This window comes from Phocaeicola plebeius DSM 17135 (assembly GCF_000187895.1).
Taxonomy (GTDB): domain Bacteria; phylum Bacteroidota; class Bacteroidia; order Bacteroidales; family Bacteroidaceae; genus Phocaeicola; species Phocaeicola plebeius.
Window position 1 is genome coordinate 126,433 of the sequence record NZ_DS990134.1, and the last position, 10,766, is coordinate 137,198.

At 44.6% G+C, this 10,766-nt stretch carries 6 protein-coding genes; 1 reads left to right on the forward strand and 5 read right to left on the reverse strand.

Features of this window, described 5'->3' with window-relative positions:
- Positions 1-98: 98 nt before the first annotated feature.
- From BACPLE_RS15435 to BACPLE_RS15455, 5 genes are all read right to left on the reverse strand, one after another.
- Complete coding sequence (locus tag BACPLE_RS15435) at positions 99-2,381, reverse strand: hypothetical protein (protein ID WP_007563640.1); 2,283 nt, start codon at positions 2,379-2,381, stop codon at positions 99-101.
- A 40-nt stretch (positions 2,382-2,421) separates the two neighbouring features.
- Positions 2,422-4,638: a hypothetical protein gene (locus BACPLE_RS15440; RefSeq protein ID WP_007563642.1), complete on the reverse strand. Its 2,217-nt coding sequence runs from the start codon at positions 4,636-4,638 to the stop codon at positions 2,422-2,424.
- A gap of 26 nt (positions 4,639-4,664) precedes the next feature.
- Complete coding sequence (locus BACPLE_RS15445) at positions 4,665-6,518, reverse strand: hypothetical protein (protein WP_007563643.1); 1,854 nt, start codon at positions 6,516-6,518, stop codon at positions 4,665-4,667.
- A 300-nt stretch (positions 6,519-6,818) separates the two neighbouring features.
- Positions 6,819-8,531, reverse strand: a complete 1,713-nt coding sequence (locus BACPLE_RS15450; protein WP_007563647.1) for an arylsulfatase — start codon at positions 8,529-8,531, stop codon at positions 6,819-6,821.
- Positions 8,532-8,554: 23 nt separating this feature from the next.
- Positions 8,555-9,463 carry a helix-turn-helix domain-containing protein gene (locus tag BACPLE_RS15455; RefSeq protein WP_007563650.1) on the reverse strand — a complete coding sequence of 303 codons (909 nt, stop codon included), beginning with the start codon at positions 9,461-9,463 and terminating at the stop codon, positions 8,555-8,557.
- A 191-nt stretch (positions 9,464-9,654) separates the two neighbouring features.
- Between BACPLE_RS15455 and BACPLE_RS15460 the strand changes: the two genes are divergently transcribed.
- Positions 9,655-10,764, forward strand: a complete 1,110-nt coding sequence (locus BACPLE_RS15460; RefSeq protein ID WP_040313393.1) for an efflux RND transporter periplasmic adaptor subunit — start codon at positions 9,655-9,657, stop codon at positions 10,762-10,764.
- Positions 10,765-10,766: the final 2 nt, after the last annotated feature.

Below are 10,766 nucleotides of genomic sequence, written 5' to 3' on the forward strand. Positions count from 1 at the left end.
TGGACTGAAACTCTTTTGCGTTTTAGTTCAAGCGCACTTGCGTTTTAAGTAAAACGTCCTTGCGTCTACTTTGAAACGCAAAGACGTTCTGAGGGTTGTTATTCATAGATGTATTCTACATCCGACTTCTTAAAGCGGAGAAGTCGGGTGTCGTTCGGGCCTGCGCCGTTCTTGGTTGGATAAAGTCCTGCCATTGTGCCGTTATAGAACCATCCCTGTCCGTTGCTGGGCGAGTAAGTGGCCCATAACATGGCATTGTAGTGATTATGTTTGATGCCATCGTCATTCCATTGTGCTCCAGGACCATACCATACGAGTGGTTCGTATTGCTGCTCTGCATTGTTGTACATCTGAATGTAAATCAGGTCAGACAGTGCTACGGTTCCTACCGTGATGTCGTTTCTTCTTCTTTGGCGACGCTGAATGTTTGTTCCTCCGTTCCATGCCGTGGTGTGACTGCCATCCCACATCAGCCAGATGGTTCCGCTGGTTGAATTTAATACTCGTTCAAAATTTTCCATGGAAGGAAGCTCGTAGCCGTCGGGTGCCATGGCGGTGGCATCCAGTTTGTTGATATGCTCGCTGGACGGGCCGTATCCTTTCATTTTAGCCACTCCTCCGTCATCAATCACTTCCAAACCCTGCGTCGTTTTTCCCTGATACTGCCACTTCCATAGTTTGAAGAATTCTTCGGGAGTACAGTCGCGCAGGTAATCAAAAAGCGTCTTACCTGCCTTTGCAGCCGGGTCGTTCGAAGAAAGTATCTGGTCGCTGAAGTTCTTGGAATCTCCCATGGCATTGTATTTGCACCACCACACACCGTTGAGGTAGGTAACAGGGAGTCCCCAGTTGCGGCGTACTACCGTGTATTCTTCTTTGTCCGTACCGTCGGTATTGCAGATTACCAGTGTAGCTTTCTGCTTGCGTCCGTTGGCCGTAGGGTCATTGGGTTTCCATCCTCCTATGATGCGGAATGAGTTCGGTGTTTCAGTCCGTTCTTCCAGTTTGATCCATTTACCCTCACCACTTTCGTATTCTACTGTCAGCTTTTTCGATTCCGGCAGGGTGATGATGCCCAGTTCATTGTCAATGTAACGTTCAAAGTCAAACTCATAACCTTCATTGAACTGGATGAGTCCTTCCAGTTTGACAGGATTTTCCGACAAGACCAGTGTAAGGCAATCTTCCTCGTAGTTCTGGTTCAGTCCTTTCCGGTGGAATCTTAGTTTCACTTCCTGTCCGGCAACTCCCGGTCTCCATTTTTCTTTTTGGATGCGGAATACATTCTTTCCTGTTGTTTCCGGGCTCGTACCTCCCAATGATTCTATAGTTATTGGCATGTCTCCCGGAATAAGCTCCAGTTCATTGTCGCAGTCAATGGCCAGCGTCATATCAGTGGCTGTATAAGGAAGAGTCACCAAAGTCTTTTCCGCATTGACCGTAACATTGCCTGGAAGAACGGATTCTTCTGTGTCCACTTTCAGGCTCTGTGCTTCAGGCGCTAAGATATGGTCGCCTCCGTTCTCCCATTCGATGATATCTATTTTTGCTTCTCCGGTAGCAGGGTCTACACTGAGGTTCAGCGCGTAAACTGTATTACGTTTCAGTATAGATGGTAGGGAAGTTTCAACGGTCATTTCCTTGCCGTTCTTCAGAATGTCTACGATAGCTGTCAAATCAGTACCGGTCTGTTCGTAGGCGTAGGCAATGCCTGGGGTACTTGCTCCCAGTGGTTGCGTAAACTCAATGCTCACATCTTTCAGGTTTGCCTCATTGGGAATGGCTGTCGGGTCCTTTGAAAATAAAAAGCTACGTTGTGCCATGTTTTTCAACGTAAGTTTCTTTACTTCTACAGATTCGTTTGTTTGAATGGAAAGATCAAAGCGGGCAGTTCCTCTTACCATATTCATTTGTATGGTGTTTTCACTGCTTTTCCCTAAATCAACCATGCCGGAGAAGAAATCTACGCTGCTCATTGTTTCTCCTGTTGCGGTGATGGTAGTTTCCAGCCACTCTTCTTCTGTGATGCCCTGTGCTTTCAGGTCTTGAAGGTTGATGCGGTCTGAAATGTTGGCCAGCATATACAGATGTCCTTCCTGTTTGTTGACCGGAAATACGTATTGAGTTCCTTCTTTGGAAAACTGGGTATAGACTTCTGTCAGTATGCCGTTTTCGAACAAACAAGCCTGCATGTCGTTTATCTCGTCTTCGCCGGGAAGGGAAGATGCTGCTCCTTCTACCGTGAACGCACTTGGCTGTGCTTTCACGGTTCTGTTCTGTGAGTTGCCGGTATCTTCACCAGGAGCATCGTTGCTGCATGCTGTGGTGAAGAAAAGGGCAGAGAAGATGCTTAAAATCTGTATGTATTTTTTGATGTACATATATACTGATCTGTTTTCTGTTTTTGTTATTGTCTGTTTTTTATTCGTAGATGTATTCTACCGGTGTTTTGATGCATCGGATGGTACGGGTTTTCTGTGCATTGTTACCTGTGTATTTAAACCAGTTTCCTCTGCCATCGCTTTTAGAATATCCTTCCATCATCCAGGTGCTTCCACTGCTTCCGTAAGTGGCAAGCAGAATCATCATTTTTGATATGCTTGTGGCATCCCACTGATGTCCCAGACCGCAGAGTGTCCAGTGATTACCTTCGTATTCAAAATCGTAGAAAGTAATTGGTCCGTACTCCAATCCCTGGAAGGTAGCATTGCGTTCCACGACCTTGAAGTTCAGTCTTTGGCCCAGTCCGTTGTTGAAAACTCCAGGATTGAAATAACTTAAATTGTAGTTCGTGCCTCCTGTAAAGAAACGGTAGTCATCGAAATCTGGAATCTGATAACCGTCGGGAGCCATGACAGTGGGAGCCAGGGTACCGAAATTATCAGTCTTGGTTTGGTATCCTTCATAATAGAATGACGTGCCGTTGTGGGTCAGTTCTAATCCGTCGGGGTTTCCTGCCTGATACTGGTCACCCAAGATGTGCAGGAATTCGTCGTCGGAACATGAAGTCAGGTAATCGGCCAGACTGCTGTTTTTTGCAGGGTCTGCGTTAATCAGGATCTGGTCGGTGAATTTCTTCACATTACCTCTCAGGTTGTACTTGCACCACCATGTTCCGTTGATATTTACAACCGGTAGTCCCCAGTTTTGTCGTCGGATGGTATAGATTTCTTGGTGGCTTCCGTCCTTATCGGCAATGATTAATTCGCCGGCCTGTTCCCGTCCGTCAGCTTTGGGGTCGTTGGGTTTCCAACCTCCCAGCAGACGGAATGTGTTGTTTCCTTCATCGGTGAGTTTCATCCATTGTGCTTCTTCGCCATCGAATTTCAGTGTAGCGGTTTTTCCTTCGGGCAAGATTAGGCTGGCAAGCTCTCCGTCTACGTATCTGTTGAAGTTACATTCTCCGTTTTCGTCAAACTCGACCAGTCCGCTCAACTCTATCGGATTAGGTGTGAAGACCAGTACCACTCTGCCGGTTTGTATCTGGTCTTTGTGGACATCCAGATACACGTATTCATATTTGCTTCCTGGCATTTTCTGTCTGCTGGCAACCTGAATTTGTGCTACGGGAGAGAGGTTTCTGGAACGACTGGCAGGGGTTACCGTAACTCCTGCTGCTTCTCCAATAATGCTGACCTCTGCTCCTGCTTCTGCGGCCAGAGTAACCTGGAAGTTACTTTTCCAATAAGGAACGAATACCGTGTCGCCTCGTTCATTGACGGTTACTCCTTCTGATAGCTGTGAGCTTTCTTTATCTACCAGTCCTTTGAGTGTGAGACCAGACTCAGAAGACTGTCCGCTTTCCCAATCGTCTGTCAGCACTTCCACTTTCAGGTCGGCACCGTTTCCATATACTTTAAGTGTATAAACGGTATTGCGCTTTAATGCGGGCAGCGTCGTTCTCAGACGATGCCATCCTCCATTAGCCGTCATCAGGATTTCTACCTCATGTCCGTTGGAGGTTTGTTCCGGAAGGTAGTAGATAGCTGACTTGCCATTCTTGAATGGTTGCTCGCCAAAATCCTTTGTCAAGTTGGTTTTTTCTACATCCTTTAAGGCGTTCTGGCTACCAGCTTCATTTACCAGGCCCGTCAGTGCTACATCTTTTATTACTACACTGTTTACCTCTGCATCTTGAAAGGCAGATTCCAAATCGATGCGGGCTACCGTACGTTTTAAAGCTACAGAGAAAGAAGTGTTACCCGAACTCAAGTCTGCCTGTCCGTTCATCAACACATACTCCGATGCCATTTCTTCAGAAGTAGCGGTCAGGTTCAGGAACTCATCCAATGTGGTAACATCGTCTGTCAGATTTGCCTTTGAAATCACACTTTCACCATTGGCCAGGAAATAGATATTTCCTTTTATCTGTTCAAGGTCGAGGCGGCACGTTCCTTCATCGTTTACCTGTAAAGATTTGAACGATTCTTTCAGTATTCCGTTCTCAAAGCGGTAAGCATTGAGGGTATGTATCTGAAGGTCAGTATCAGTGCCCGTTTCGTTTATCATTCCGGCTCTGGAAAAGTTGACGGTCAGCGTTCCGTCTGTATTTTGCGACTGCTGGAAATCTTCCTGAAGGCAGCTGCTCAGTAAAAACAAGCCTGCGCTTGCCAGTGTAAGTATATATTTCATATTCATTTTTTCGTCGGATTTATATCGTTAGTTTATTTGTATCGGTGAGGGTTCTGCGCACTGTTCAAATAATTCTTGGAGTCGATCGGCATGTCCTGGATGTTCTTGACATAGAAATTGTTCATCAGTTTTTCTGCCCATGGTCCGTAAGTAAATGAACTGCTATGCCCATATCCCATTACATGTCCAAGTTCATGGAACATGATGCTGCAAGAGTATGTATTAAAGTAGTGTTCAAACCATCCTTGCTGGTAGCATCCGAATGTGCTTCCACCTCCTAAACCGACAACCCCGTTTCCTGGGTAAACGAGTCCTACCTGAAGGGTTCTGGCCATCCGCATCTTTTGCAATACCTCTTCCACCTTTACAGGTTGTTTGTTGTCATCGTACAGCTGGTCGGCGTTGTCACGCAAAATCTGTTCATGTTCCGGCATGTCAATCATATAGGTGAAGTTCAGAAAGAGAGCAACCGATTCCCGGCAATGTACCGGGCGTATTCCCATCCAGTTTCCTACTGGTCCGCCGTCTTCTTTTTCCGGATCACCTCCATACAAGCCCCAATAGATGTTCCAGCCATGTTTGATTTCCTGCAGTTTGGCCCAGAATGGATCGTCTGATTCAATTTTGAGTACAGCACCCGAAAGTTCGGCAGCCGTTTTCTTGCTTATTTCAATGACTTTTCCTGATTCTGTGCGGCACATTACCGAACGTTCTATCAATGGAATCTCTTCATAGAAATCGCAGAATCCCGGGATTGAATCGAAATAGGCTAGGTCAAAATACTCACTGCTTACTTGCGGTAACTGCATTTTTATCAATACATTGCTCAGTTTACGAGGAGAGTAGAAGCGGGCATGCAGCTTTCCTTCTTCTGTAACCGACACCTGTAGCGGCTGTGCAGTATTGAATTTGCGGAGTGACGGATTGGTGTATACTTCTTTCGTTTCATCGTCTTGCAAGATAGCCTTGTGTCCGCCTGCATTGTATGCCGCAGGAGTAATGAACATCACTATATCTTTATCGTCCGGATGGGTGACGGTGGTTTCTATATGGTGGATATGATTCCCATTCAGTGTGGTATGTTCAAATCCATACACCTGACGTCTTTCCTCCTTGCGGTAGTTGCGTGTAGAAATGGTAATGTTTCCGTTCAGGCTGGAACCACTACATACAGGCATGAAGAAGTAAGAAGTCTTCTGATTCAAAGAAACCGGATCAAGTGTTCCGTTACTTTCGCCGCTCAATTCTCCGTTGCCCGCAAGAGTCGTATAGAATTGTACATTTCCAAACGACAGATTCTTGTCTGTTACCGCATTCCGCACATAAGGGTTGTGGTAGGAGAAATCAAAATCAACCCGACTGATAATTCGTTTTTGGGCTATTTCGTTCGGGATGGAAGCTGTTTCCTTGATTCCGTCAGCTGTTTGTTCCTCTATTATAGAGAAAGGAGTCTGCGAATAGAAATATTCGGCTTCCAGTGGCTTTTGCAAATCTTCGGGAAAAACGAGCCATTCATCTTGTATGCGTTCAGGGGTATAGATTACGGCCTTGTCTTCAGCTGCATTTCCTTTGATTCCCAGTACGAGCAAACGATAATCTCCCTTGTGAAGTCCTTCGGTATAGATTTCCGAAGTGGAAGCTTCATAATAGCTTTTGATGTTTTTTACTTTTTCACCATTTTCGTCTACAATGAAATAATATAACTGGTCATAAAGTGAAGTTTCATTTTCTGAACTACGGGAGCCATTACCTTCGTAATCCTCTTTTTGCAGTTTGAAAACCACACCTGCTTTGTTTGTTTCAGAAGATGTCTCTGGATATTTTTCCTGACTACAGGAGACCAGCAGCAAAACACATAAAAAACCAATAAAAGTAAGTTTTCTCATTTTGTTGTCCTTTTCTCAATAATTACAATCTTTTTAAACTAATGCTTATAACTTTTTTTGTTGGAAAAATAACTAATTAATGATTTTATAGTCTAGTTTGTTTATGTCATTAATATTTCCCCTTCCTTTTCTTAAACGAAATATTTCTTGTTTTGTTCAATAATTCTTTCTTTTGTGTAATATTTTTTTAGTTGTAATCTGTGCATATTGTTGATAATAAACTGAATAATGATAAAATAAAAAGGGGATAGCAATATAAATTTATTGCTATCCCCTTATGATTAGGGTTGTTGTTACAAGCTAATGTGACAGCGATTGCTGGTATTGATAGAATGCTTCTGCACCAATTCTTTTAATGGTCATGGATTGGTCGGATGGGATATATCCCACAGACTTCGCATACTCTTTCCAGAGTTTGATGAGTTCTTTCAGTTTTTCCGGATAAACTTCTGACAGGTCATTCTGTTCGGCCAGGTCTGTTTCCAGGTTATATAATTTCCATGTAGTGCCGTCTCCATGAGGAGGAGTGAGCTGTACGGCTTTCCATTTCCCTTGTATAACGGCTTTGTCTTCTTTCATTTCAAAACAGAGTGCGTCATTAGAAGTGCGTATAGGCAATGCGTTTGCATCTGTGAGTCTTTGTACAAATGATTTTCCGTAAAGAGGAGCCAGTGTAGTGTGGCGATAGGAGGATGGCCGTTGGGTGTGGGTATACTCCAGAATTGTAGGAAATAAGTCGGTCACATGCAGCAGGGTGGTATGGTCTATACTTCCTTTCTGGCTTATATTCTTTCCCGAAATAATAAGTGGTACGCAGATTCCTCCTTCGTGGGTAGTCATTTTATAAAGGGAATAAGGTGTGTTGCACACCTCGGCCCAGGCTTCTCCCAATGAAATGAAGGAGTTGGAGTTTCCATAGTTTTCCAGCTGATTGTCATATCGCTCCTGAATCACTTCTTTGGTATTGCCCGGATATGATTCCGGCTCCTTAGGGTTAGCTCCATTGTCGCTCATAAACAAGACCAGCGTATTGTCCAGTTTGTGTTCTTTTTCCAGTTCCTCAAGCACCCGTCCGATGCTGTAGTCTACATATTCTATCATGGAAGCATAGATTTCCATTTTGCGGCTTTGTTCTTTTTGTTGCTCTTTGCTCAGTTTGTTCCATTGTATACTAGGATTGCTGAGGTCGGTATCAGGAGTTTGTGCAGGGATGAGTCCCATCTGCTTTTGGCGCTCCAATCTGGCAGAACGGATGCTGTCGTATCCGCAGTCGTATGTGCCTTTTTCCCGGTCTTTCCATTCGGAGATAATCTGTAAAGGGTCGTGGGGAGCTGTAAAAGCCAGATAGCCGAAGAACGGCTTGTCTTGAGGACACTTGCGCAGATATTCAATCATTTTGTCAGTATAGTAGCGGGTGGAATAGAAGTCATCGGGAAGCTTGTCTACTTTCTTTCCGTTGTCCAGGTAAAAAGTGACCGGTTGTTCGCTGTCGGACAAGGCAAATGAGTGGCAGAAATGACCGGCACCTCCCCCTAACATGGTGAAACTCTGTTCGAATCCGCGTTCGGAAGGGATGTTTCCTTTTTGTGCACCCAGATGCCATTTACCGGCCATGCAAGTGTAATAATTGTTTTCGTGCAGTACTTCGGCCAGTGTCATTACGCGCTGGTTAATACCCCCTTCGTACCCGGGTTGCATATACTGGTTCTCGGCATGCAGGGGAGGCATGATGCCCAGTCCGTTCTGGTGATTGTCCACTCCCGTCAGGAGCATGGCTCTTGTAGGAGCACTTAAAGAAGAGGTATGAAACTGGGTAAAGCGGATGCCTTGCTCTGCCAGTCGGTTGATATGGGGTGTCTGTATTTCCCCGCCGAAGGGTTGTGTGTCTGAAAATCCCATGTCGTCTACTACAATGAGTAGTATGTTGGGAGAAACATTCTCGTTAGATGTGTTTTGTGAGTGAGCTGATAAAGCTGCCAGTCCACTCAGGCTGTATAAAATGTAGCGTTTCATAAGTAAAAAAGTTTAAGTCTATGTTATTTCTCATCTTGACTGCTGTTGCGATATTCTGTAGGTGTCATTCCTAAGTATTTTTTTACGTATTGTGCAAAAAACGACACATTGGGGAATTCAAAATCCACAGAAATTTCCTTAATGCTTTTGTTGGAATGCCTCAGTTCAGGAATGATATGTTCAATGGCATTCTCATGAATCAGCGTCAATGCATTTTTCCCGCTGATTTGCTTGACGATGCGCGACAGATACTTCGGCGAGTAACAGAATAAGTCGGCATAATAAGTCAATGTACGGTGTTTACCGTTGTCGGCTGTTAGCGCTTCCATGAATTGCTTGAAGATGAAGTCGGGTTGTTTGACAGGAGTGTGATATCCTTGCTTTTCTTTTTCAATAGACTTGCGGGTGGTTTCGGCCACCATCTCGCCATAAAAGGCTGAAGCAATGTGCAGCAGAATCTCTTTCTGGTATTTGTCGGGCGGAGTCTGTATCTTGTCCTCTATCAGTTTCAGGTACTGGTGAAACGTTTCGTTCCGGTTTTTTCCAAAATGCTTGATGGGGTTTTCCTGTATGTAACATATCGATTTCCAGCTGTATTTCTGAGTCTGGGTCAGCCGTTGGATAAAGCGGTTGGAAAAACAGAATACTTTTACTTTATGGTTGGGACTAGCCATTACCTGACCTATAATCGTATTGGGCAGGCTAATCAGCAGGTCGTTGGCCTGTAAGTGTCGGGTCACGTTGTTCAGTTCTAATTTTACTTCTCCTTCCTCGCAATAGAGCATCAGAAAAACTTCCAGTTTGACATTCCGGTTTTCCGGGAACACATTCTCCAGGCGTTCAGTCAGAAACATGTAGTCATCAATATAGCTTTGGGCATCGCAATGTGCCTGAAGCATTTCCATGTGAATATGTCTAATAATCTCTTCCATAATTCTTTTTTGCAAAGATGAAGATTTTTGGTTAAGGTGCTATGTCTTATTTTCTCTCAAGAATGTCTTATTTTCCATATTTCATGATTTTGACGGAAGAGTGGAGAAAATTGAACATCTCTGTGCGAAAATCGGTTGCCTTCCTTTTTCCCTTGCTTGCTACTTTTGCGCGAACAAAAAAAGAAACGAATATGACGAAAAAGATTGGAAAATTAAACGTATGGCTGATGTTGCTGGTTGGCTGTGCGATGGGGATAACTTCCTGTAAGACGGAAACCAAAGAAAACACTCAGAAAGGCTATAACCTTGTAACGCTTACAGCAGATACGGATAAGGAAATCATGACTTCGTATTCTGCCTCCATTGAAGGTATGCAGGATATTGATATTTATCCGCAAGTGTCAGGATATATTGAAAAGTTGAATGTATCCGAAGGAGATGTCGTACGACAGGGAGAAGTCTTGTTTGTGATTGACCAGATTCCTTATAAGGCGGCTTTGGAAACGGCAGTTGCCAATGTGGAAGTAGCGAAAGCCAGTCTGGCTACAGCTGAACTTACGTATAAAAGTACAAAGGAACTGTATGCCAAGAAGGTGGTTTCCAGCTTTAACTTGCAAACAACTGAGAATGAGTATCTGACTGCTAAGGCACAGCTGGCGCAGGCTAAGGCACAGGAGGTGAATGCGCGGAATAACCTTTCTTATACGGAAGTAAAAAGCCCCAGCAACGGGGTGATTGGCATGTTGCCGTATCGGGTAGGGGCGCTGGTCAGTTCGAATCTTCCGCAGCCACTGACTACTGTTTCAGATAATGCTACCATGTATGTCTATTTCTCGATGACTGAAAATCAGCTTTTGGCTTTGGCACGTCAATACGGTACGATTGACAAGGCGGTAGAAAATATGCCGGCCATTCAGCTTCAGTTGAACGATGGCTCTGTGTACGAAGAAAAGGGAAAGATAGAATCTATCAGTGGCGTGATTGACAAGGAGACGGGTACGGTAGGTGTGCGTGCGGTATTTCCGAATGCTTCCCGTTTGTTGCACAGTGGGGCATCGGGCAACGTGATGATTCCAAGTGTCTATAAGAAATGTATCGTGATTCCGCAGGGAGCTACCGTACAGTTGCAGGATAAGATTCTGGCTTATAAGGTGGTAGACGGGAAAGCGGTATCTACTTTGATAAAAGTAGCTCCGGTTAACGACGGAAAAGAATACATTGTGCTGGATGGCCTGAAAGCTGGAGATGAGATTGTGGCCGACGGAGCTGGAATGATTCGTGAAGGAACGCAAGTAAAATAACA

What these genes read in the sequence shown, in the direction of transcription:
- BACPLE_RS15435 (WP_007563640.1), bottom strand. Translation starts at nt 2,381, where the DNA reads ATGTACATCAAAAAATACATACAGATTTTAAGCATCTTCTCTGCCCTT.
- BACPLE_RS15440 (WP_007563642.1), bottom strand. Translation starts at nt 4,638, where the DNA reads ATGAATATGAAATATATACTTACACTGGCAAGCGCAGGCTTGTTTTTA.
- BACPLE_RS15445 (WP_007563643.1), bottom strand. Translation starts at nt 6,518, where the DNA reads ATGAGAAAACTTACTTTTATTGGTTTTTTATGTGTTTTGCTGCTGGTC.
- BACPLE_RS15450 (WP_007563647.1), bottom strand. Translation starts at nt 8,531, where the DNA reads ATGAAACGCTACATTTTATACAGCCTGAGTGGACTGGCAGCTTTATCA.
- BACPLE_RS15455 (WP_007563650.1), bottom strand. Translation starts at nt 9,463, where the DNA reads ATGGAAGAGATTATTAGACATATTCACATGGAAATGCTTCAGGCACAT.
- BACPLE_RS15460 (WP_040313393.1), top strand. Translation starts at nt 9,655, where the DNA reads ATGACGAAAAAGATTGGAAAATTAAACGTATGGCTGATGTTGCTGGTT.